Annotated in this window: 20 protein-coding genes and 1 riboswitch; of the genes, 12 read left to right on the plus strand and 8 right to left on the minus strand. The window is 68.6% G+C overall.

Annotation, left to right across the window (positions count from 1 at the left end; all coding sequences use genetic code 11):
* Positions 1 to 54 precede the first annotated feature (54 nt).
* Positions 55 to 1242 (plus strand): class I SAM-dependent methyltransferase, encoded by a 1188-nt coding sequence (locus tag AGI3411_RS01095; RefSeq protein WP_129525600.1) that lies wholly within the window; start codon positions 55 to 57, stop codon positions 1240 to 1242.
* On the opposite strand, the gene AGI3411_RS01100 is transcribed toward AGI3411_RS01095, so the two are convergent.
* A complete protein-coding gene (locus AGI3411_RS01100; RefSeq protein WP_129525601.1) occupies positions 1237 to 2355 on the minus strand; it encodes a tRNA nucleotidyltransferase/poly(A) polymerase-related protein in 1119 nt (372 codons plus the stop codon). The two genes, AGI3411_RS01095 and AGI3411_RS01100, sit on opposite strands and share 6 nt — an antisense overlap.
* Positions 2352 to 4412, minus strand: coding sequence for a lytic transglycosylase domain-containing protein (locus AGI3411_RS01105; protein ID WP_425265307.1), 2061 nt, complete (start codon positions 4410 to 4412; stop codon positions 2352 to 2354). Before AGI3411_RS01105 ends, AGI3411_RS01100 begins: the two co-directional genes overlap by 4 nt.
* Before the next feature lie 176 nt (positions 4413 to 4588).
* Between AGI3411_RS01105 and AGI3411_RS01110 the strand changes: the two genes are divergently transcribed.
* The 11 genes from AGI3411_RS01110 (at position 4589) to AGI3411_RS01160 (ending at position 15610) form a co-directional block, all read left to right on the plus strand.
* Positions 4589 to 5263: a 5-formyltetrahydrofolate cyclo-ligase gene (locus AGI3411_RS01110; RefSeq protein WP_129525603.1), complete on the plus strand. Its 675-nt coding sequence runs from the start codon at positions 4589 to 4591 to the stop codon at positions 5261 to 5263.
* Between the two features lie 440 nt (positions 5264 to 5703).
* Entirely contained in the window at positions 5704 to 7137 is a 1434-nt protein-coding gene (locus tag AGI3411_RS01115) for a circularly permuted type 2 ATP-grasp protein (RefSeq protein ID WP_129525604.1), read from the plus strand.
* Between the two features lie 2 nt (positions 7138 to 7139).
* Positions 7140 to 8111, plus strand: a complete 972-nt coding sequence (locus AGI3411_RS01120) for an alpha-E domain-containing protein (protein ID WP_129525605.1) — start codon at positions 7140 to 7142, stop codon at positions 8109 to 8111.
* 10 nt (positions 8112 to 8121) lie between these two features.
* Positions 8122 to 8925, plus strand: coding sequence for a transglutaminase family protein (locus AGI3411_RS01125; RefSeq protein WP_129525606.1), 804 nt, complete (start codon positions 8122 to 8124; stop codon positions 8923 to 8925).
* Between the two features lie 52 nt (positions 8926 to 8977).
* The gene (locus tag AGI3411_RS01130) at positions 8978 to 9841 is read left to right on the plus strand and encodes a proteasome-type protease (protein WP_129525607.1); all 864 of its coding nucleotides are present in this window, start codon (positions 8978 to 8980) and stop codon (positions 9839 to 9841) included.
* A 181-nt stretch (positions 9842 to 10022) separates the two neighbouring features.
* Positions 10023 to 11021: a tripartite tricarboxylate transporter substrate-binding protein gene (locus AGI3411_RS01135; RefSeq protein WP_129525608.1), complete on the plus strand. Its 999-nt coding sequence runs from the start codon at positions 10023 to 10025 to the stop codon at positions 11019 to 11021.
* 56 nt (positions 11022 to 11077) lie between these two features.
* A complete protein-coding gene (locus AGI3411_RS01140) occupies positions 11078 to 11845 on the plus strand; it encodes an IclR family transcriptional regulator (RefSeq protein WP_165359028.1) in 768 nt (255 codons plus the stop codon).
* A gap of 286 nt (positions 11846 to 12131) precedes the next feature.
* The gene (locus AGI3411_RS01145) at positions 12132 to 12584 is read left to right on the plus strand and encodes a MaoC family dehydratase (RefSeq protein WP_129525610.1); all 453 of its coding nucleotides are present in this window, start codon (positions 12132 to 12134) and stop codon (positions 12582 to 12584) included.
* A 10-nt stretch (positions 12585 to 12594) separates the two neighbouring features.
* The gene (locus AGI3411_RS01150) at positions 12595 to 13449 is read left to right on the plus strand and encodes an HpcH/HpaI aldolase/citrate lyase family protein (protein WP_129525611.1); all 855 of its coding nucleotides are present in this window, start codon (positions 12595 to 12597) and stop codon (positions 13447 to 13449) included.
* Positions 13450 to 13451: 2 nt separating this feature from the next.
* Entirely contained in the window at positions 13452 to 14609 is a 1158-nt protein-coding gene (locus tag AGI3411_RS01155; RefSeq protein ID WP_129525612.1) for a CaiB/BaiF CoA transferase family protein, read from the plus strand.
* A gap of 29 nt (positions 14610 to 14638) precedes the next feature.
* Entirely contained in the window at positions 14639 to 15610 is a 972-nt protein-coding gene (locus AGI3411_RS01160) for a Bug family tripartite tricarboxylate transporter substrate binding protein (RefSeq protein WP_129525613.1), read from the plus strand.
* A 98-nt stretch (positions 15611 to 15708) separates the two neighbouring features.
* On the opposite strand, the gene metF is transcribed toward AGI3411_RS01160, so the two are convergent.
* From metF to AGI3411_RS01190, 6 genes are all read right to left on the minus strand, one after another.
* The gene (gene metF / locus AGI3411_RS01165; protein ID WP_129525614.1) at positions 15709 to 16557 is read right to left on the minus strand and encodes a methylenetetrahydrofolate reductase [NAD(P)H]; all 849 of its coding nucleotides are present in this window, start codon (positions 16555 to 16557) and stop codon (positions 15709 to 15711) included.
* Complete coding sequence (locus AGI3411_RS01170) at positions 16557 to 16892, minus strand: phage holin family protein (RefSeq protein ID WP_006389784.1); 336 nt, start codon at positions 16890 to 16892, stop codon at positions 16557 to 16559. The genes metF and AGI3411_RS01170 overlap by 1 nt, the downstream gene beginning before the upstream one ends.
* Positions 16893 to 17013: 121 nt before the next feature.
* Positions 17014 to 18432 (minus strand): adenosylhomocysteinase, encoded by a 1419-nt coding sequence (ahcY, locus tag AGI3411_RS01175; protein WP_129525615.1) that lies wholly within the window; start codon positions 18430 to 18432, stop codon positions 17014 to 17016.
* Between the two features lie 100 nt (positions 18433 to 18532).
* Positions 18533 to 18668, minus strand: a riboswitch (S-adenosyl-L-homocysteine riboswitch).
* Positions 18669 to 18718: 50 nt separating this feature from the next.
* Positions 18719 to 19813 (minus strand): glycosyltransferase family 4 protein, encoded by a 1095-nt coding sequence (locus AGI3411_RS01180; protein ID WP_244240220.1) that lies wholly within the window; start codon positions 19811 to 19813, stop codon positions 18719 to 18721.
* A 109-nt stretch (positions 19814 to 19922) separates the two neighbouring features.
* A complete protein-coding gene (locus AGI3411_RS01185; protein WP_129525616.1) occupies positions 19923 to 20159 on the minus strand; it encodes a DUF1289 domain-containing protein in 237 nt (78 codons plus the stop codon).
* Positions 20160 to 20246: 87 nt separating this feature from the next.
* Complete coding sequence (locus AGI3411_RS01190) at positions 20247 to 21149, minus strand: alpha/beta fold hydrolase (RefSeq protein ID WP_129525617.1); 903 nt, start codon at positions 21147 to 21149, stop codon at positions 20247 to 20249.
* Positions 21150 to 21156: the final 7 nt, after the last annotated feature.

A 21156-nucleotide genomic window follows, 5' to 3' on the forward strand; every position in this document is an offset into this window, starting at 1 on the left:
CGCGGCGCCCCGTTTTTTTGGGAAAATGTCTTCTTGCCCACGCCTCATCCGACCATGCAACGCCCCGCACCCGCCAACCTTCCCGCCCTGCCCCCCGCCGCCCTCGAACACAGCGAAGCCGCGGCCGCCCACCTGCGCAAGGCCATCGAAGCCAACGGCGGGTGGCTGCCGTTCGACGGCTGGATGGCGCAGGCGCTGTACGCGCCCGGCCTGGGCTATTACGCGGCGGGCAACGTCAAGTTGGCCGAAACGGACGGCGACGCGCGCGCGCCGGCCGGCGACTTCACCACCGCCCCGCAGCTAACGCCGCTGTTCGCCCGCACGCTGGCCCGTCAAGCCGCGCAAGTACTGCGCCAGACGCAGACGGACGCCGTGCTGGAATTCGGCGCCGGCACCGGCGCGCTCGCCGAAGGCGTGCTGGGCGAACTGGACGCGATGGGGCTGCAGCAGACCCGCTACCTGATCCTGGAAGTGTCCGCCGACCTGCGCGCGCGCCAGGCCGAAAGGCTGGCGGTCTTCGGCGATCGCGTGCAATGGCTGGATGCGCTGCCCGACGCCTTCTCCGGCTGCGTCCTGGCCAACGAAGTCCTGGACGCGATGCCGGTCTCGATGTTCCGCTGGCGTGAAGACGGCACGGTGCTGGAACGCGGCGTGGCGCTCGACGCCGCGCAAGACTTCGTCTGGGAAGACCGGCCGGCACAGCCGGCGCTGGCAGCCGCCGTGGCGGACCGCATGCCGGCGCTGCCCGGCTACGTTTCCGAAATCAATCCGCAGGGCGAGGCCTGGATCGCCGCGATGGGCCGCTGGCTCGAACGCGGCGCGGCGCTGCTGGTGGACTACGGCTTTCCCCGCAGCGAGTACTACCATCCCCAACGCGCGGGCGGCACGCTCATGTGCCACCTTCGCCATCACGCGCACGGTGATCCGTTCACCGCGCCGGGCCTGCAGGACATCACCGCGCACGTCGATTTCACCGCGATGGCGGATGCCGCGCAGGCGGCCGGCCTGCAGGTTCTGGGCTACACCTCGCAGGCCCGCTTCCTGATGAATGCCGGGCTGATGGAGCTGCTGGCGCAGCTGAATCCGGCCGATGTGCAGAACTACGCGAAGACCGTCGCGCCCGTGCAGAAACTGCTGTCCGAGGCGGAAATGGGCGAGCTGTTCAAGGTGCTGGCGATCGGCCGCGGCATTACCGAGCCGCTGGCCGGTTTCTCGCGCGGCGACCGGCTGGGCAAGCTATAGCGGCGCGGCCCCGGCATCCGCCCGCAAGCGCTCCAACCGGGCTTCCCGCAAGCGCTCCTTGATGCGCGCCGGATCCCCGGCGCAAGCTTTCGCGATCGCCCCGGCATCTACCCCGCGCACTGCCGCCACGCGTTCGCACCACCCCAGGCGGTCCACCGGACTCAGCACTGCCGCGGCCTCCAGCAGATCGGCAAAGCGTTCCGGCTTGCGCAAGGCGTCGGCGCGTTCCATCAGGGCCAGCTGCGCGCCGACGGCGTCGGCATCCTGCTGCGAACGGCCCAGGCCGGCCAGCACATCGGGCAGCAGGCGCGCGTAATCGTTGCATTCCGTGGGCACGCGCAACCGGCGGCCCAGCGCCTCGCGTTCGGGCGTCAGGCGGCACAGCAAGGCGTAGCGGCCCGGCAAGGACAAGCCCAGGCTGGCGGCGCGATCCACGTCCGCGCTCACCTCGTCCACACCCTGCAGCTCCGGCATCACCCGGGCCAGCGCGCCGCAAGCCTGCAAGACGCCCAGCATGCGCGACGGCATGGCCGCCATCAGGCCGCGCGACAATTCCTTCCAGACCCGCTCGGCCACCAGCGCGTCGGCCTCGCCGGCCTCGACCATGCGCCGGCACAATTCCAGCGTCGCGGGCGCGATGGTGAAATCGCCGAAGCGCGCCGCAAAACGGCCCAGCCGCAGGATGCGTACGGGATCTTCCTCGAAAGCCTCGCCCACATGGCGCAAGACCCGGGCCCGCACGTCGGCCTCGCCGCCCAGCGGATCGACCAGCCCGCCCTCCGGCGTGCGGGCAATGGCGTTGACCGTCAGGTCGCGGCGGCGCAGGTCTTCCTCGAGCGTGACGTCGGCCCCGGTGTAGAACGTAAAGCCCTTGTAGCCGCGCCCGGACTTGCGCTCGGTGCGCGCCAGCGCGTATTCCTCTTTGCTGCGGGGATGCAGGAAGACGGGGAAATCGCCGCCCACCGGGATGAAACCGCGGCGCGCCATCTCTTCCGGCGTGGCGCCCACCACGACCCAGTCGTGGTCGCCGGGCGGCAGGCCGAGCAGCGCGTCGCGCACTGCTCCGCCCACGATATAGACCTGCAAACCCTCCGTGGCCGGATCCCGGCTCATGGGATCGAGGTGTTTTCGGCGCCCAGCGGCACGACGTTGCCCAGGCGTTCTTTCAGGGACTGGGGCTGGCCGCTGAACATGGCAGCGTAATACACCGAGTTGGACATCACGTTCTTCACGTAGGTACGCGTTTCATTGAACGGGATGGTCTCGGCGAAGATCGCGCCTTCCACCGGATGCGTGAATGTCGAGCGCCAGTTGTGCGGACGGCGTGGACCGGCGTTGTAGCCTGCGCTGGCCAGCATCTGCGAACCGTCCAGGTCGCGCAGCACCATGTTCAGGTAGTTGGTGCCCAGCTCGGTGTTGGTGTCGAAGTCGTTGACGCTGTCGGGCGTGAAGTCGCTCATGCCGATCTTGCCCGCCACCCACTTGGCGGTGGCCGGCATCAGCTGCATCAGGCCCGAGGCGCCCACGTGCGAGCGCGCGTTCATGATGAAGCGGGATTCCTGCCGGATCAGGCCGTAGACCCAGGCCGGATCCAGCGCGATGGCATTGGCCTTGGCGGTGACGCGGCCTTCGAAAGGCGCGATGAAGCGCTGGCTGAAGTCGAATTCCTTTTCGGTGCGGTCGGACGTATTGACCACGCGGTCGTAGATATTCTCGGCGCGGGCCAGTTCGGCGGCGGCCAGAAGCTGGCGGTCGCTCATGCCGCGCAGGCTGAAGTTCCATTCCGGCACGGCTTCGGCGCGCCAGCCCAGGCGAAACAGCTGAACCGCGCGGCGCAGGCCGGGATTGGCCCGGGCTTGCGCGATCTCCTGGTCGCTGATGGGCGCGGGGCGCGGCGGCACGTTGATGCGCCGGCCCAGTTCCTCGGCGGCCAGCTGGCCGTAGAAATCGAAGCGGTCAGCGATGCTGGCGTAGGCCGCGGCGGCCTGCTCCGTATTGCCGCGGGCGGCCTGCCCGCGCGCCTTCCAGTACACCCACGACGGATCCGCCTGCTGCTCGGCCGGCATCTGCTCGATGGAGGCGATAACCCATTTCCAGTCGATCTTGGGCTGGCGCAGGGCGGCGCGCACCTTCCAGGCGGCGTTGTATTCCGTCATGCGGATGTGGCCGGCCTCGTGGTACCAATCGTCCGCCCGGCTGTCCAGCTTCAGCGCGGCCACCAGCGCATACTGCCCGCGCACCCAGGCCAGGTTCGACTTGGCCATGGACTTGGACCAGTCTCCGGACTTGCCCCACATGCGGCGCAGATAGGAATCCGCCACGCTGACGTCGGAACGCGCCAGGCGGGCCAGTGCGATGGTCACCAATTCCTTCTCGTTGCGCCCCACGGGCTGACGGTCCTGGCGCGTCAGCCACTTCATGGGATCCTTCATGAGGAGGTCGTAGGCCTTCAGGTCGCCCGGCTCGAACATGTATTGCGCCAACTTGCGCGCATCGGCCGTCTTGTTGGCTTCGATGGCGTCGCGCAGCTGGGGCTCCAGCTGTTCCCACCCGAGGATGCCGTCGGCCACGAGCTGGTCGTACAGCGCCCAGCAGGCGCCCCCCGGCGCGAACGCCGCCGTGGCCTGCGCGGCGGTGGCGCGCTGCCCGGTCATATGCTTGGCGTCCAGGATGGCGCACTCGATCTGGGCGTTGCTGTTCTTCACGGGCGCCAGCTTGCGCACGGTTTCGAAATCGCCGCTGCGGGCGGCGGCCAGCAGCCAATCCCCGCGCAGGCGATCGGCCAGGTAGGCGTCCGGGTTGGTGCTGATGAACTGCTGCAGCGCGGCGGTGGGCCGGCCGGTGGCGGGCGGGGTCCATAGCTGGTAGCGCAGCAGCCAGTATTCGGGGTACATGCCCAGCGGATCCGGCTTGGCCTGCGGCACCAGCGCGCCCAGGATGGACCATTGCTTGCGGCTCATGGCTACGCGCGCCGCGACCACGGCGGCCAGCGCGGGCGTTTCGGTGGTGGGCGGCAGGCCGGCCAGCACCGCCGGCGGCACCGAGATGACGGGCTGCGCCGCCTGGACGGCGGGCTGCGGCTGGGTATTGATGGCTGCGCTGCGCTGTTGCGCGTCCACCGGCGCACAGGCCGCGGTGAAGAGCGCCACCAGCGGCAGCCAGCGGCGCATGCTGGATCCGGCCTCGGCGACGGCGCGCGCGGTTTTCTGATACCGTCCAGGTTGCAGAGTCTGTGTCATGCCCTACCCCTCATATACGGGCTTTGCCGCAAGCCGGCTTGCCGGCCATCCGCATGCCGGCGATCCGCACATCCGCCATTTTTGTCCATCCCCATCACAGCCACCGCATGACTACGCAAAATACTCCAGAGGATACCGCAGTCCAGCTACGCACGCGATTGCGGAAAATGCGCGCCGAACTGCCTGAAGACCAGCGCAGCCGGGGCGGTCTGCTAATGCGCGCTCGGCTGTTTACCTGGCTGAACGTGGCGCGCGACGAAGCCGTCCGCGCCGGCCGCCCGGCACCGGCCACCGTGGCCGCTTTCTGGCCCATGGCGGACGAGCCCGACCTGCGGCCCCTGCTGCAGCAATGGGTCGACGGCGGCGTGGCGGTGGCGCTGCCGGTGGTGCGGGAACGCAACGCGCCGCTGGCCTTCCTGCCCTGGACGCCCGACGCGGCGCTGCGCGCCGGCCCTTACGGGATCCAGGAACCGGTCCATGGCCCCGAATTGCTCCCCGATGTAGTGCTGGTGCCCACCCTGGGCTATACCGAACAAGGCGACCGCCTGGGTTACGGCGGCGGCTACTATGACCGCAGCCTGGCCGCCCTGCGCGACCGCGGCCATCCGTTCATCGCGATCGGCATCGCCTGGAGCTGCGGCGAGCTGGATGCCGGCTATGAGCCCGCCGCGCACGATTTCCGCCTGGACGCGGTGCTGACCCAGGACGGCTGGGTGCCCCAGGCGCCGCTGGAACAAGGCGGCCCGAGCGGCACCTCCCTGCACAGCTACCGCATGAACTGACGCACCAGCATCGCCCTGGCAGCTTGCACCAAAACGGTGCAAACTGTAACATGCAGGGCTGCTGCCTCGATCCGAGGCCCCCGCAACACCCCCAACCGCAGTTCCCCCTTCCGCGGCATCCGCTCGGCAACGCCCGGCCGGTTCCGCACGATCCTCGCGACCCGCCGCGCCCTGTGCCCGGCCCGCGCCCGGCGCATCGGCGCATGCGCCCGGCTACCCTCTTTCCCACGCCGCCGCCAGGCTTGCCCCCGGCAGCCCGCACATGCGCCTTCCGCCCGTCTCCGCGCGTCAACCGCCACGGGGATGGCGTTCCAACGCCCTTGGGAGGATATTGTCCCCAAGGCGCCCGCCCCGTCTGCCCCGATAAACCTGGCACGCGGGTTGCTTATTTCGCAGGGGCCGTGCGCAAGCCGGCCACAAGCACCAGTACCGGAGGAGCCATGAAGGACAGAACATCCCGTCCCCCCGCCTATGACGAAATGCGCGACAGCGCTGGCGGCTTACGCTCCCACTACCAGGCCTTCGAGCGCTGGCACGGCGAGCAATCCGCGGAAGCCATGGCCGTGCGCCGGCTGGAAGCGGACTTGAGCTTCCGGCGGGTCGGCATCACCTTCTCGGTCGCGGGCGATGCCGCCGGCACCGAGCGCCTGATTCCCTTCGACCTGATCCCGCGGATCATCCCCGCCGACGAATGGCGCCTCCTGGAGGCCGGCCTGAAGCAGCGCGTGCGCGCACTCAACATGTTCATCCACGACATCTACCATGGGCACGACATCGTGCGCGCGGGCGTGGTGCCTGCCGAGCAGGTGTTCCTGAACGCCCAGTACCGGCCCGAGATGCAGGACGTGGACGTGGCCGAGGACATCTACTGCCACATCGCCGGCGTGGATATCGTGCGCGCGGGCGCGGGCGAGTTCTATGTCCTGGAAGACAATCTACGCGTGCCCTCCGGCGTGTCCTACATGCTGGAAAACCGCAAGATGTCGATGCGGCTGATGCCGGACGCCTTCAGCCGCATCAAGGTGGAGCCGGTGGCGCACTATCCCGACCTGCTCCTGGACAACCTGCGCGAGGTGGCCCCGCATGGCGGCGACGACCCCACCGTGGTGGTGCTGACCCCGGGCATGTACAACTCGGCCTATTTCGAGCACGCCTTCCTGGCCCAGCAGATGGGCGTGGAGCTGGTCGAAGGCCAGGACCTGTTCGTCGAGCAGAACACCGTCTACATGCGTACCACGCAGGGGCCGCGCAAGGTGGACGTGATCTACCGCCGACTGGACGACGACTTCCTGGACCCGCTGTCGTTCCGCGCCGACTCCGCGCTGGGCGTGCCCGGCCTGCTGTCGGTGTACCGCGCCGGCCGCGTCACGCTGGCCAACGCCATCGGCACCGGCATCGCCGACGACAAATCCACCTACCTGCACGTGCCGGACATGATCCGCTTCTACCTCGGCGAGGAACCGGTGCTGTCAAACGTGCCGACGTGGCGCTGCAGCCGGGCGGACGAGCTGTCCCACGTGCTGGCCCACATGCACGAACTGGTGGTGAAAGAGGTGCATGGCTCAGGCGGCTACGGCATGCTGGTGGGACCGTCGGCCTCCCGCGCGGAAGTCGACGCGTTCCGCGAGCGCGTGCGCGCCAACCCCGCCAACTACATCGCGCAGCCCACGCTGGCGCTGTCCACCGTGCCGACCTACGTCGACTCGGGTGTGGCGCCGCGCCACGTGGACCTGCGCCCTTATGTACTGTGCGGCAAGGATATCCGGACCGTGCCCGGCGGCCTTTGCCGCGTGGCGCTGACCGAGGGTTCGCTGGTGGTCAACAGCAGCCAGGGCGGCGGCACCAAGGATACGTGGGTACTGGAGGAGAACTGAACATGCTGAGCCGAACCGCCGACAACCTGTTCTGGATGTGCCGCTACACCGAGCGCGCCGAGAACACCGCCCGCATGCTGGACGTGAACCTGCAGATGTCGCTGCTGCCGCAGGACGCGCAGACGCGCGAGGGCTCGTGGCTGGGCGTGCTGCGCATCTCCGAGCTGCAGGGCCTGTACCTGCTGAAGTACGCCTCCATCTCGCCGCACGACGTGCTGGAATACATGGTGCGCGACCCCGAGAACCCCTCGTCCATCTTTTCCTGCATGCGCTCGGCCCGCGAGAACGCGCGCGCCGTGCGCGGCAGCCTCACCACCGAGGTCTGGGAAACGTACAACACCACCTGGCTCGAACTGCTGAAGCACCTGCACACCGGGCTGCTGGAGCGCAACCCGGGCGAATTCTTCGAATGGGTGAAGTTCCGCTCGCACCTGGCGCGCGGCGTCACCATCGGCACCATGCTGCAGGACGAGGCCCTGTACTTCCTGCGCATCGGCATGCACCTGGAACGCGCCGACAACACCGCGCGCATGCTGGACGTGAAGTTCCACGAGCGCGAGGGGAGCGGTCAGGAAAGCCGTGCCGAACCCGCCGGCGCCGCGGCGCTGCAAAGCGAGTTCTACCGCTGGTCGGCGCTGCTCAGCTCGGTATCGGGGCTGGAGATCTACCGCAAGGTGTACCGCGACGTCATCACTCCGGACCGCGTGGCCGAACTGCTGATCCTGCACGGCGACATGCCGCGCTCGCTGCTGGCCTCGATGCGGGCGGTGGCCGACGACCTGGCGCGCGTCGCCAACCAGCGCTCGACCGAGACCGAGCGGCGCGCCGGCATGTTGTGCGCCGAACTGCAGTACGGCCGCGTCGAAGACATCCTGGCCAGCGGACTGCACCAGTACCTGGACCACTTCCTCGACCGCATCAACGACCTGGGCAACCGGATCAGCCAGGATTTCCTGGTGCCGCTATCGGCCTAAGGAGGCAGGAATGAAGCAGATCATCACGCACCTCACGCACTACCGTTACACCGCGCCTGTCACCTACAGCATCCAGACCCTGCGCCTGACGCCGCGCGACGACGAGCACCAGCGTGTCCTGCGCTGGCACATCGAGGCGCCCGGCACGCTGGAAAAGCAGGTGGACGCCTACGGCAACATCACGCACACGCTGACGCTGAACCACCCGCATACCGACATCGAACTGCGCGTGACCGGACAGGTGGTGGTAGCGCCGCTCGAGCGCGGCCTGCTGGGCGGCGAAGACAGCCGGCTGCCGGTGCACGCCTACTGCGTGCAGACCCCCCTGACGCAGGCGGACGACACCATCATGGCGTTCGTGCGCGACGCGCTGCCCGGCGGCCTCGACACGCCGGACGACATCCTCGCCCTGGCCTCCGCCATCTGCGACCGCGTCGCCTACGAGCCCGGCACGACCGACGTCACCACGGCCGCGGCCCAGGTGCTGGCCATGGGCCACGGCGTCTGCCAGGATCACGCCCACCTGTTCCTGGCCTGCGTCCGCGGCCTGGGCGTGCCGGCCCGCTATGTCAGCGGCTACCTCTACACCACGGCCGAACACGCGGCCAGCCACGCCTGGGCCGACGTCTGGCTGCCGGGCGTTGGCTGGACCAGCGTGGACATCACCAACCGCCAGTTCGCCTCGGATTGCCATTGCCGGCTGGCCGTGGCCCGGGACTACGACTCGGCCTCGCCGGTGCGCGGCGTGCGCAGCGGCGGCGGCAAGGAATCCATGGAGGTCAGCGTACAGGTCCAGACGAGCGCCCAGCAGTAACATCCGGCCGGGCCGCAATACAATGCGGCGTGGTTTTCCCTTATTTCCGATCATGACCTACTGCGTAGCAGCCCGCCTCGATTCCGGCCTGGTATTCCTGTCCGATTCCCGCACCAATGCCGGGGTCGACCAGATCAGCGTCTTCCGCAAGATGACCGTCTTCGAGCGCCCCGGCGACCGCGTGATGGTGCTGATGACCTCCGGCAACCTGGCGGTCAGCCAGGCCGTGCTGAACGCATTGACCCGCCAGCACGCCGAAGGCGGCGAAACGATCTGGAGCGCGCCGGACATGTTCGAAGCCGCGCACCGCGTCGGCGCTGCGGTACGCGACGTCTACCACCGCGAGGCCCCGGCGCTGCACGAGCAAGGCGTGGACTTCAACGTCAACCTGATTTTCGGGGGCCAGATCGGCACGGAGCGCTGCCGGCTGTTCCAGGTGTATTCGGCGGGCAACTTCATCGAAGCGGGGCAGGAATGCCCGTACTTCCAGATCGGCGAAGCCAAGTACGGCAAGCCCATCCTGGATCGCGTGCTGCGCCCCGACACGTCGCTGGACGAGGCCGCCAAATGCGCGCTGATCTCCATGGACTCCACGCTGCGCTCGAACATCTCGGTGGGTCTGCCGCTGGACCTGCTGGTCTACGATGCGCATGCGCTGCGCGTCACGCATTTCGCCAGCATCGACGAGCACAACGAATACTTCCGCATGATCCGCGGCACCTGGGGCGAACGCCTGCGGCAGGTCTTCGCCGAGATCCCGGACCCGCTGTGGACCAGCCCGGAAGATCCCGTGTCGCTCGTGCCGTCCAACCGCGTGCACCAGCCGCTGCGTGCCGAACCGGTGGACGGGCCCGCGGCGACGTACCCCGCGCCGCAGGTGCTGGCCGAAGACCCGGGCAAGGACCAGCCGGCCTGAGGCTCGCGGCCCGCCCGGCCGCGCGCACCAGCGTAAACCCTCCTTTCCGCCTGCCGAAACCCGGCTTGCGAAACCGCGAATTCTCATTCCTGCCCTGCCAGCCGACACTAGAGCGTGTCCGCAGGACCATGGCCCGCGATGCCCCGGGCTGCGGACCGCAATGCAACCACAGGAGTGAGACATGCCCCCTATTTTCGCGCGCGCGGCCAAGCGCGCCGCCTGGCCCATCCTGGCCCTGTCGTGCCTTGCCTCGGGCAATGCGACGGCGCAAGGCGCCTATCCCAACCATCCGATTTCGCTGGTCGTGCCCTTCGCGGCGGGCGGCCCGACCGACGTCGTGGCCCGCAGCCTGGGCGCCGCCATGTCGAAGACGCTGGGCCAGAGCATCGTCGTCGAGAACCGCACCGGCGCGGGCGGCACTCTGGCCTCCACGCACGTGGCGCGCGCCGCGCCCGACGGCTACACCTTCCTGATTCACCACAACGGGATGGCCACCGCGCCGGCGCTCTACCGCAAGCTGCCGTTCAATCCGCTGACCGATTTCTCCTACGTCGGCCAGGTGGCGGACGTGCCCATGACGCTGCTGGGCCGCAAGGACCTGCCGCCCGGCGACATGGCGGCCTTCATCAAGTACGCCCGCGCAAACGGCGACAAGGTCAATCTGGCCAACGCGGGCCTGGGCGCGGTATCGCAGCTGTGCGGCATGCTGCTGCAGGAATCGCTGGGCACGCAGTTCACGACGGTGCCCTATGCGGGCACGGCGCCCGCGCTGACCGCGCTGCTGGGCGGCCAGGTGGACGTGCTGTGCGACCAGACCACCCAGACCATTCCCCACATCAAGGCGGACCGCGTGAAGCTCTACGGCGTGACCACGCTGGACCGCATCAAGGCGCTGCCCGACACGCCGACGCTGCAGGAAAGCGGCCTGAAGGGCTTCGAGGTGAAGGTGTGGCACGGCGTCTACGCCCCCAAGGGCACGCCGCCCGAGGCCATCGCCAAGTTCAACGCGGCCCTGCGCGCCGCGCTCAAGGATCCCGCCTTCACCAAGAAGATGTCGGAGCTGGGCGCCGAGATCGTGCCGGAATCCAAGCAGACGCCCGAGGGCCTGCAAACCTGGCTGCAAACCGAAGTCGACAAATGGGGCGGCATCATCCGCAAGGCGGGGGTGTACGCCGACTGACGCGCGGGGGGCGGCGGCGGTTGCCGCTGCCCGTTCATGAATATATATTCCCGTGCATGAGTACGAACGACGTAAAAAGCGCCAGGCGCGTGCTGGACATCCTGCAGTTCTTCGCAACGACGCAGGCTCCAGCCACGCTGTCGCAGATCTCGGCCGGGCTGGGCATCCCCAAGTCCAGCTGCCTGGCCTTGCTGGACACCCTGGAAGGCGACGGTTACGCGCACCAGACGGCGGGCCGTTATTACCTGACGCGGCGCTGGCTGAACGAAGCCCGCATCGTCGCCGAGCACGATCAGCTGACCACGCGCATCCGGCCCACGCTGGAGGCGCTGCGCGATGAACTGGGCGAAACGCTGATCCTCGCGCAACGGTCCGGCGACCACGTGGTCTACCTCGACGTGGCCGAACCCGACCGCATCGTGCGGTTCACGGCCAGGGTGGGCCAGCTCAAGCCGCTGCACGCCTCCGCATCCGGGCGCGCGCTGCTGGGCGCAATGGCGCCCGCCGACCGCGAAGCGCTGGCTGCCCGCCTCAGCCTGGACCGCTACACCAGCCAGACGGTCAAGACCCACAAGCAACTGTTGCGGGTGATCGAGGCCGAAGCCGGGCGCGGCTGGCACGTGAACCTGGCGGAGCACCAGGCCGACACGCTGTCGGTCGCCGCGCCGCTAGTGTTGTACGGCACGGTGCTGGCGCTCGTCGTGGGCGCGCCGCTGGACCGTTCCGCGGCCAAGGCCGACCTCATCGGCCAGACCCTGCTCGCGGCCAGCCGCCAGCTGACCCAGCGCATCGACGGCCCGGCGGCCGCGGCTTTCCCGAAGTAATCCTCGCCCCGCAAGCGCGCCCGTTCCCCGGGCGCCCTCCCCGGCTTGCGGCCGGCCCCCCCTTTCCGTCCCTGAATTTCTGTGCCGCCGCTGCGGCCAGCGCGGCCGCGCGCCCGGCCTTCCCGGCCGCAAGTGCTTGCGGGTTTACGCCAAGCAAAAGCCGTTGCCGGTTTTCGTTCATAACTATAAACTTTTGTTCAAGAGTAAGAACGGCGTCAGGATTTTCCCGAGCGCAGCTGCTCCGGACCCGGGCTGGCGCCCGGCGCTCTCCCTTGAAGGAAGGAACATGGCTGGCCTCTATTACGAACAGTTTTCCACCGGGCAGGCTTTCGAACACGCCTGGACCCGCACCCTGACCGAAATGGACAACGTGCTGTTCAGCTCGTTAACGATGAACGTGCAGCCGCTGCACCTGGACGCGCATTTCGCTGCGCAGACCGAATTCGGCAAACCCCTGGTCAACAGCCTGTTCACGCTGGGCCTGCTGATCGGCATGACGGTTAACGACACGACGCTGGGCACCACGGTGGCCAACCTCGGCATGACCGACGTGGCCTTCCCCAAGCCGGTCTTCGCGGGCGACACCCTGCACGTGCGCACGCGGGTGCTGTCGATGCGCGAAAGCAAGTCCCGGCCCGACGCGGGCATCGTCGAATTCGAGCACACCGCGCTGAACCACCGCGACGAAGTGGTCGCCGTCTGCAAGCGCTCGGCCCTAATGCGCAAGCGGCCCGCCTAGGATTCCCGCCATGACCCGTTCCCTGCTGTTCGTGCCCGGCGATTCCGGACGCAAGTTCGACCACGCGGCCGCCAGCCCCGCCGATGCGCTGATCCTGGACCTGGAAGATTCCGTCGCGCCCGACCAGAAGGCCGCGGCCCGGACGCAGGTCCGCGCCATGCTGGAACGCGGCGCGGCCGGCAAGCCCCTGTGGGTGCGGATCAACGCGCTGGACGGCGGCGAGGCCCTGGCCGACCTGGCGGCCGTCATGCCGGCCGCTCCCTACGGCATCGTGCTGCCCAAGTGCGCGGGCCGCGAGGGCATGCGCCAGCTGTCGCACTACCTCGATGCGTTCGAAGCCGCAGCGGGCGCCGTCCCGGGAGCCACCCGCATCCTGGCCATCGTCACCGAAACGGCGCAGTCGCTCTTCGGGCTGCATGACTACCGCGACGCCACGCCCCGCCTGTGGGGGCTGTCGTGGGGCGCGGAAGACCTGGCCGCGGACGTCGGCGCGCTGCGCAACCGCGACGCGGGCCGCTACACCGAGCCCTTCCGCCTGGCGCGGTCGCTGTGCCTGATGGCTGCGGCGGCCGCCGGCGTCCGCGCCATCGATACGGTCTGCGTCGACCTGGACGCGCCCGAGGTGCTCGCCGATGAATCCCGCGAAGCGTTCCGCGACGGTTTCGTCGGCAAGATGGCGATCCACCCCCGCCACGCCGCCGCCGTCAATGCGGCGCTGACGCCGGACGAAGGCCAGCTGCAATGGGCGCGGGCCGTCATCGCGGCGTTCGCCGAGAACCCCGGCGCGGGCACCCTGCGGCTGGACGGCAAGATGATCGACCGGCCGCACCTGCGCCTGGCGCGCCGGCTGCTGGGGGAGGATTGACCATGCCCGGACCGCTGCACGGCATACGCATCATCGACATGACCAGCGTGGGCATGGGCCCCATGGCTACCCAGATGCTGGGCGACATGGGCGCGGACGTGATCAAGATCGAGTCCGCGGAAGGCGACGTGTTCCGGCACGTCACCCCCCAGCGCCATGCCGCCATGAGCCACACCCATCTCAACCTGAACCGCAACAAGCGCAGCGCGGTAATCGACGCGAAGACCGCCAAAGGCCGGGCGCAACTCGATGCGCTGATCGGCGGCGCCGACGTGTTCATCTCGAACATGCGCGCCCCCGCGATGCGCCGCCTGGGCCTGGACTACGCGACGCTGCAAGCGCGCTTTCCCGATCTGGTCTATTGCGCATGCTATGGCTATTCGGAAGCAGGCCCGTATGCCGGGCGCGCCGCCATCGACGACACCATCCAGGCCGCGTCCGGCATGGCCTGGCTGCAGGGGGGCGCGGGCGCCGGCGCTCCCCGCTACGTCAATTCGGTGGTCGCCGACAAGGTGGTCGCCCTGTACGTGGCCAACGCGGTGACCAGCGCGTTGCTGGCGCGCGAGCGCGGCGCCGGCGGCCAGGCGGTCGAAGTGCCGATGTTCGAATGCATGGTGGCCTTCCTGGCGCCGGAGCACCTGGCCGGCCTGACGTTCGTGCCGCCGGAGGGGCCGGCCGGCTATGCGCGCCTGCTCAACGAGTACCGCCGCCCATTCCGCACCCGCGACGGCTACATGAGCGTGGTGCCCTACACCACGCCGCAATGGCAGCGCTTCTTCGCCCTGGCCGGCCATCCCGACATGGCGCAGGATCCTCGCTACCAGACGCTCAACAGCCGCAGCCGGCATTTCCCGGAGCTGTACCGCTACGTAGAAACGGTGCTGGGCGAGCGCACCACCGCGCAATGGACCGAGCTGCTGGCGACCGCCGACATCCCCTTCGCGCCAGTCAACGGCTTCGAGGAACTGCTGGCCGACCCCCACTTGCGGGCCACCGGCTTCTGGCACGAATCGGAGCACCCCACGGAAGGACGCCTGGTCCAGGCGGGGCTACCCGTCAGGTTCAGCCGCACGCCCGGCGACATCCGTCGGCATCCGCCGGGGCTGGGCGAGCACACCGCCGAGATTCTGGCGGAAGCGGGCGCCGGGCGGACCGGCTGACGCCGCGATACAAGCACGAGGAGACACCCATGAAAACAATGACCCGATCCGCTGTCATCGCGGCCGCGCTCTGCTTGCCCGTGCTGGCCGGCGCCGCGGACTACCCGCAGGCGGACAAGCCCATCCACTTCGTCGTCGGCTTTCCCGCCGGCAGCACCATCGACAACGTGTCGCGTGTGGTCGTGGACGATATCCGCGCCCGCACCGGCGCGCAGATCATCGTCGAGAACAAGCCCGGCGCGCTGGGCGTGCTGGGCGTGGACACCGTGGCCCGGGCCGCGCCCGACGGCTACACCATGATGCCGAGCTCAAGCGCCACCAGCTCGTCGGGCCCCTACCTGTCCAAGGCGTTCCAGCGTTACGACGCCATCAAGGACTTCACCCAGGTGGGCCGCGTAGTCCGGTTCGACGTCGTGATCGTCACGCGCGCGGCCGGCAAGCACGGCGACGCCCGCCAATTGGTGACGGCGGCCAAGGAGAAGCCCAACGCCGTGACGAGCGGCTACGGTTCGGGCACGGGCCAGGTGGTCGCGGCCGCCTTCAGCCGCGCCGCGGGTGCCGAGGTGCTGGGCGTGCCGTACAAGGGCCAGCCGGCCGCGGTGACGGACCTGCTGGGCGGACGCATCGATTTCGTAGCCGCCGATCTAGGAGCGGTGCTGCCGCAGATCCGCGCGCAGAACCTGAATGCCGTCGCCCTGGTATCCAGCAAGCGTTCGACCATCCTGCCGGCCGTACCCACGGCCCAGGAACTGGGCATGGGCAGCCTGGACCTGACCGGCTGGATCGGCGTAGCCGGCCCCGCCGGCCTGGCGCCCGGGGCCGCGAAATGGTGGTCAGACCAGCTGACGGCGACGATGCGCGATTCCGCCGTGCAGGACCGGCTGCGCGCCATGGGCATGGAGCCGGACCTGGCGGTGGGCGAGCCCTTGCAGCAGTTCGTACAGGCCCAGTACGAGGCCTGGGGGCAGCAAATCCGGCAGGCGGGCATCCAGCCGGAATAGGCGTCCTTGCGCCCTCGCGGACAACAAAAAGCCCACCCTCGCGGGTGGGCTTTCTTTCGGCTGCCTGGCGCGCCGGCGCGTAGCGCCTACGCCTACGCCTACGCCTGCAGCGACAGTTCCTTCCACACCGCCATCGGCGCTTCCGCGTGATTCAGGGTGTAGAAATGCAGGCCCGGCGCGCCGTTGTCCAGCAGCGTCTGGCACAGCTCGGTCACCACGTCCACGCCGAAGGCGCGGATGGAAGCCTTGTCGTCGCCGAACTCCGCCAGGCGCAGGCGGATCCAGCGCGGCACTTCCGCGCCGCACATTTCCGAGAAACGCAGGAGCTGCGTGTGGTTCGTGATGGGCATGATGCCCGGCACGATAGGCACCTCGACACCCTTGGCCTGGGCCCGGTCGACAAAGTCGAAATAGGCGTCGGCGTTGAAGAAATACTGCGTGATGGCCGCATCGGCGCCGGCCCTCACCTTGCGCACGAAATGGTCCAGGTCGGCCGAGGGATTGGCGGCCTGGGGATGCATTTCGGGGTAGGCCGCCACTTCGATGTGGAACCAGTCGCCCGTTTCCTCGCGAATGAACGACACCAGCTCGCTGGCGTAGCGCAGTTCGCCAGCGTCGCCGCCCATGCCCGAAGGCAGGTCTCCGCGCAGGGCGACCACGCGCCGCACGCCTTCGTTCTTGTAGGCCTGGAGGATGTCCCGCAGATCCTGGCGGGTAGCGCCGACGCAAGACAGGTGCGGCGCCGCATCGCAGCCCAGGTTGCGCAGCGTGCGCACGGCGTCGGCGGTGCCGGCGCGCGTGGAGCCGCCCGCGCCGAACGTCACGCTGACGTACTTGGGCTGGATGGCCAGCATCTGCTTGGCCGCGCGCACCAGCCGCTCTTGGCCGGCCAGGTCGCGCGGGGGAAAGAATTCCAGACTGAATGCAGGAGTAGTCGAGTCAGACATTAGGGGATCAGCTTCGTGAGCAGGCCCGAGATGATGCTGTAGAGGATCGCACCGCCGACGGCCCACCAGAACCCGTTGACCTGGAAGCCCTTCAGCACGGAGCCGACGAACCAGAACAACAAGGCGTTGATGACGATGAGGAAGAGACCGAGCGTGACGATCGTGATGGGCAGCGTCAGCAGCACCAGCACCGGCTTGACCAGCATATTCACCAGGCCCAGCACCAGCGCGGCGATGAGCGCCGATCCGAAACTGGCCACCGTGATGCCGGGCAGCAGATAGGCAACGGCCAGCAAGGCCACCGCGTTCAGGATCCAGACGAGTATCAATGCCATGTTCGACCTCCTGTTTTGGGTCCGGCGGCCCCGCGCCCGCACTGCGATCGCGAGGAAGCTCCGCGGACCGGAAAGCCCGCGCCGACATGGCGCGGCACTTTCCTATTTTGCTATCAACCGATCAATAGCGGTAGTGATTGGGCTTGTAGGGGCCCTCGACCGGCACGCTGATGTAGTCGGCCTGATCCTGGCGCAGGGTGGTCAACTGCACGCCCAGCTTCTTCAGGTGCAGGCGGGCGACCTTCTCGTCCAGGTGCTTGGGCAGCACGTAGACTTCGCCGGACTGGTAGGCGTCGTTGCGCGTGAACAGTTCGATCTGGGCGATCGTCTGGTTGGCGAACGACGACGACATCACGAACGACGGGTGGCCGGTGGCGCAACCCAGGTTCACCAGGCGGCCCTGGGCCAGCAGGATGATGCGCTTGCCGTCCGGGAAGATGACGTGGTCGACTTGCGGCTTGATCTCTTCCCACTTGCAGTCGGCCAGACTGGCGACGTCGATTTCGTTGTCGAAGTGGCCGATGTTGCACACGATGGCCTGGTCCTTCATGGCGTTCATGTGCTCACGCGTGATGACGTGATAGTTACCGGTGGCGGTGACGAAGATGTCGCCATGCTTGGCGGCCTCTTCCATGGTCACGACCTTAAAGCCTTCCATGGCGGCCTGCAGGGCGCAGATCGGGTCGATTTCGGTAACCCAGACTTGCGCGCGCAGGGCGACCAGCGCCTGGGCGCAGCCCTTGCCCACGTCGCCATAGCCGGCCACGACGGCGATCTTGCCGGCGACCATCACGTCGGTGGCGCGCTTGATGCCGTCCACCAGCGATTCGCGGCAGCCGTACAGGTTGTCGAACTTGGACTTGGTGACCGAGTCGTTGACGTTGATGGCGGCGAAGGCCAGCTCGCCCTTCTGCGACATCTGGTAGAGGCGGTGCACGCCGGTGGTGGTTTCTTCCGTCACGCCCTTGATCAAGGCCAGGCGGGTCGAGTACCACTTGGGATCGCGCTGCAGCGTTTCCTTGATGGCGGCGAACAGGATGCGCTCTTCGTCGCTGCCCGGATTGGCCAGCACCGAGATGTCCTTCTCGGCCTTGGTGCCCAGGTGCAGCATCAAGGTGGCGTCGCCGCCATCATCCAGGATCATGTTGGCATTCTGGCCATTGGGCCATTCGAAGATCTTGTGGGTGTACTGCCAGTACTCTTCCAGCGTCTCGCCCTTGACGGCGAAGACCGGCGTGCCCGAGGCGGCGATGGCCGCGGCGGCGTGGTCCTGCGTGGAGAAGATGTTGCACGACGCCCAGCGCACTTCGGCGCCCAGGGCCACCAGCGTCTCGATCAGCACGCCAGTCTGGATGGTCATGTGCAGGCTGCCGGCGATGCGGGCGCCCTTGAGCGGCTGCCGGGCGGCGAATTCCTCGCGGATGGCCATCAGGCCGGGCATTTCGGTTTCGGCGATGGCGAGTTCGCGGCGGCCCCAGCCGGCCAGCGACATGTCGGCGACGAGGTAGTCGGAAAAGGATTTGTCAGTCACAGCGTTCATGGTGTGTAGGCTCCACGTGAAATACGAACGGCGCGCAGGATGGCCGGACAACGCGAAAACACCACGACGGTCGAGTGCTCGCCTTTCCCGCCATGTGCGACAAAGGTGAGCGCCGTTGCTGTAGCGCCGCGCAAGGCGCGCCGCTTGAACAAGGATTCCTGAGCCTGGCGAGCCGGGTTCCGCAGGCAGGCCAGGCCGCCGGGAACCGCAGGGTCGTCGCAACGCTCCTCAGGATTGCGGGGCATTGTACCCGGTAACCGGCCGGCGGGCAGCAAACCCGGGCCTCCTAGCGGCCATTTCCCCGGCGGGCCGCCTCGAGCGAGTACGCGCCCTCCGGCACGCAGGACACGTCCGCGTCCGACGCGCCGCGGGCCGTCCCGTCCAGCGGCACCAGCGCCGCCAGCAGATCGGAGGCCACCGCGTCCCAGCTGCGGGTCAGCGCATGTTCGCGCACCGCGTGGCGGTCCAGCGGCAGCGCCGCGCGGCAGGCGTGGGCTAGGTCCTCATCCAGGACGCCCGTGACGCCCTGGGTCACCACCGCCAGCGGCGCCTCGCTGCGAAACGCGGCTACCGGCGTGCCGCAGGCCATGGCCTCCAGCATGACCAGGCCGAAGGTGTCCGTCAGGCTGGGGAATACGAACACGTCGGCGCCGCCGTACAGTTCCGGCAGCGCGCCGTCATGCTGCATGCCGGTGAAGACCGCGTCGGGGAAACGCTTTTTCAGGCGCGCCTCGTCCGGCCCGGCGCCGACGACCACCTTGCTGCCGGGCAAGTCGAGCGACAGGAAGGCATCCAGGTTCTTTTCCCGCGCGACCCGCCCGACGCTCAGGAAGACCGGACGGGGCAGGCCGTCGAATACCGCGCTGGGCGGGCCCGGCTGGAACTTGCGGGGATCGACGCCCCGCGACCAGATCTGCAGGTTCGCCAGGCCGCGCCGCACCAGGATGTCGCGCACCGTGGGCGTCGGCACCAGCACGCGCTGCGACGGCCGGTGGAACCAGCGCAGGTAGCGCCAGGGCAAGGCCGCCGGAATGCCCATGCGCGCCTGCAGATAGTCGGGAAACATCGTGTGGAACGAGGTGGTGAAGCGCCAGCCCCGCGCCAGCGCCATGCGGCGCGCGGCCAGGCCCAGCGGGCCTTCGGTAGCGATATGCAACGCATCGGGCACGGTATCGCCCAGGATGCGGCGCAACTGCCGGCCCGGCTGCAGGCAGAGGCGCAGATCCGGCTCGGATGGCGCCGGAACCGTCCGGCTGCCCTGGGGATTCACCACGATCAGCTCGTGCCCCCATTCGCCGAGGATCTGCTGCATGGTCGTCCAGGTGCGGACGACGCCATTGACTTGCGGATGCCAGGCATCCGTGACCAGGACGATGCGCATGATGGAGCCGGAAGTGGGCGATAGCGCGATTTAGCCCGCGCCATGTGACACGCCCAAGACGCTCCGCGCGCCAGGCCCCGTTTACGCCGGAGGCGGCCTCCGGCAGGCGCTAATTGTTGCGGCGGGGATACCCTTGGGCCTTGATGCGCACCCAGACTTCGCGCTTTTCTTCCTCGGTCATGAAGACCCAGTTGGCGACTTCCATGGCCGTGCGGCCGCAGCCGCGGCAGATGTCGTCGAACAGCGTGGAGCAGACCGCTACGCAGGGGGAATCCGTGGCCGTGAAGGCGCGTTGCGCGTCTTCGGCGGCAGGCAATTCGGACAGGTCGGCGATGTAGCGATTCATGGGGCGAAGGTTAACACCCGCGGTGCGTCCCTTTTTGGATGGCCCTACTGCCCGTCCAGGCTTGGTTGACAGCCTCCGCCCCGAAAGCTAGCGCTCCGCCTCCCCGCTCCACCCGAAGAATGCGCGGACCTGCGCCAGCAGTGCGCCGGGGCATTCTTCCGCCAGGTAGTGGGCCCCGTCCAGGGGGCTGCCGGACACGTCGTCCGCCACCGCCCGCCACAGGCCCAGCACATCGAAATTCCTGCCCACGGCGCCCCGCTCGCCCCACAGCACCCGCAGCGGCTGGCGCAGGCGCTCGCCCGCGGCGCGGCCCGCGCGGTCGTGTTCCAGGTCCAGCGTGGCGGAAGCGCGATAGTCCTCGCAGATGCCCGTGGCCCAGCCGGGCAGCCGGGCCGTGCGCTCATATTCAGCCATCGCCGCATCCGAAAAATGCGCCAGCCCGCCGGGCCGCCCGCCCATCACCGAACGCAGGTAGAAAACGGGGTCGCGCTCGATCATGGTTTCCGGCAGGGGAGCCGGCTGGATCAGCCAGAACCAGTGGAAGTAGGCCTGGGCGAAAGCCCGCGTCGTGCCCTCGTACATGTCCAGCGTCGGCGCGATGTCCAGCAGCATCATGCGCGTGACGGCGGCCGCGTGGTCCAGCGCCAGCCGGTGGGCGACGCGCGCTCCGCGGTCATGCGCCAGCACCTCGAAGCGCGAATGGCCCAGGGCCTGCATCAGCTCGACCATGTCGGCCGCCATCTCGCGCTTGGAATGCGCGGCATGGTCGGCCGCCGCCGCCGGCTTGTCGCTATCCCCGTAGCCGCGCAGATCCGCCGCCACGCAGGTCCGGTGCCGGGTCAATTCCGGCCACACGCGATGCCAGATGGCGTGGGTCTGCGGATGGCCATGCAGCAGCAGCAACGGCGGGCCGGCGCCGTCGATGCGCGCGGCGATCTGGATACCGTTGGCGGCGATGCGGCGCACGGGAAGGTCGAAGAAATCGGTCATGGGTCTC

It is taken from the genome of Achromobacter agilis, from assembly GCF_900496965.1.
In the GTDB taxonomy this organism is placed as follows: domain Bacteria; phylum Pseudomonadota; class Gammaproteobacteria; order Burkholderiales; family Burkholderiaceae_B; genus Achromobacter; species Achromobacter agilis.

What these genes read in the sequence shown, in the direction of transcription:
- AGI3411_RS01100 (WP_129525601.1), bottom strand. Translation starts at nt 2,355, where the DNA reads ATGAGCCGGGATCCGGCCACGGAGGGTTTGCAGGTCTATATCGTGGGC.
- AGI3411_RS01115 (WP_129525604.1), top strand. Translation starts at nt 5,704, where the DNA reads ATGAAGGACAGAACATCCCGTCCCCCCGCCTATGACGAAATGCGCGAC.
- AGI3411_RS01135 (WP_129525608.1), top strand. Translation starts at nt 10,023, where the DNA reads ATGCCCCCTATTTTCGCGCGCGCGGCCAAGCGCGCCGCCTGGCCCATC.
- AGI3411_RS01190 (WP_129525617.1), bottom strand. Translation starts at nt 21,149, where the DNA reads ATGACCGATTTCTTCGACCTTCCCGTGCGCCGCATCGCCGCCAACGGT.
- AGI3411_RS01110 (WP_129525603.1), top strand. Translation starts at nt 4,589, where the DNA reads ATGACTACGCAAAATACTCCAGAGGATACCGCAGTCCAGCTACGCACG.
- AGI3411_RS01160 (WP_129525613.1), top strand. Translation starts at nt 14,639, where the DNA reads ATGAAAACAATGACCCGATCCGCTGTCATCGCGGCCGCGCTCTGCTTG.
- AGI3411_RS01140 (WP_165359028.1), top strand. Translation starts at nt 11,078, where the DNA reads ATGAGTACGAACGACGTAAAAAGCGCCAGGCGCGTGCTGGACATCCTG.
- AGI3411_RS01170 (WP_006389784.1), bottom strand. Translation starts at nt 16,892, where the DNA reads ATGGCATTGATACTCGTCTGGATCCTGAACGCGGTGGCCTTGCTGGCC.
- AGI3411_RS01155 (WP_129525612.1), top strand. Translation starts at nt 13,452, where the DNA reads ATGCCCGGACCGCTGCACGGCATACGCATCATCGACATGACCAGCGTG.
- ahcY (WP_129525615.1), bottom strand. Translation starts at nt 18,432, where the DNA reads ATGAACGCTGTGACTGACAAATCCTTTTCCGACTACCTCGTCGCCGAC.
- metF (WP_129525614.1), bottom strand. Translation starts at nt 16,557, where the DNA reads ATGTCTGACTCGACTACTCCTGCATTCAGTCTGGAATTCTTTCCCCCG.
- AGI3411_RS01150 (WP_129525611.1), top strand. Translation starts at nt 12,595, where the DNA reads ATGACCCGTTCCCTGCTGTTCGTGCCCGGCGATTCCGGACGCAAGTTC.
- AGI3411_RS01120 (WP_129525605.1), top strand. Translation starts at nt 7,140, where the DNA reads ATGCTGAGCCGAACCGCCGACAACCTGTTCTGGATGTGCCGCTACACC.
- AGI3411_RS01185 (WP_129525616.1), bottom strand. Translation starts at nt 20,159, where the DNA reads ATGAATCGCTACATCGCCGACCTGTCCGAATTGCCTGCCGCCGAAGAC.
- AGI3411_RS01125 (WP_129525606.1), top strand. Translation starts at nt 8,122, where the DNA reads ATGAAGCAGATCATCACGCACCTCACGCACTACCGTTACACCGCGCCT.
- AGI3411_RS01105 (WP_425265307.1), bottom strand. Translation starts at nt 4,412, where the DNA reads ATGCGCCGCTGGCTGCCGCTGGTGGCGCTCTTCACCGCGGCCTGTGCG.
- AGI3411_RS01180 (WP_244240220.1), bottom strand. Translation starts at nt 19,813, where the DNA reads ATGCGCATCGTCCTGGTCACGGATGCCTGGCATCCGCAAGTCAATGGC.
- AGI3411_RS01130 (WP_129525607.1), top strand. Translation starts at nt 8,978, where the DNA reads ATGACCTACTGCGTAGCAGCCCGCCTCGATTCCGGCCTGGTATTCCTG.
- AGI3411_RS01145 (WP_129525610.1), top strand. Translation starts at nt 12,132, where the DNA reads ATGGCTGGCCTCTATTACGAACAGTTTTCCACCGGGCAGGCTTTCGAA.
- AGI3411_RS01095 (WP_129525600.1), top strand. Translation starts at nt 55, where the DNA reads ATGCAACGCCCCGCACCCGCCAACCTTCCCGCCCTGCCCCCCGCCGCC.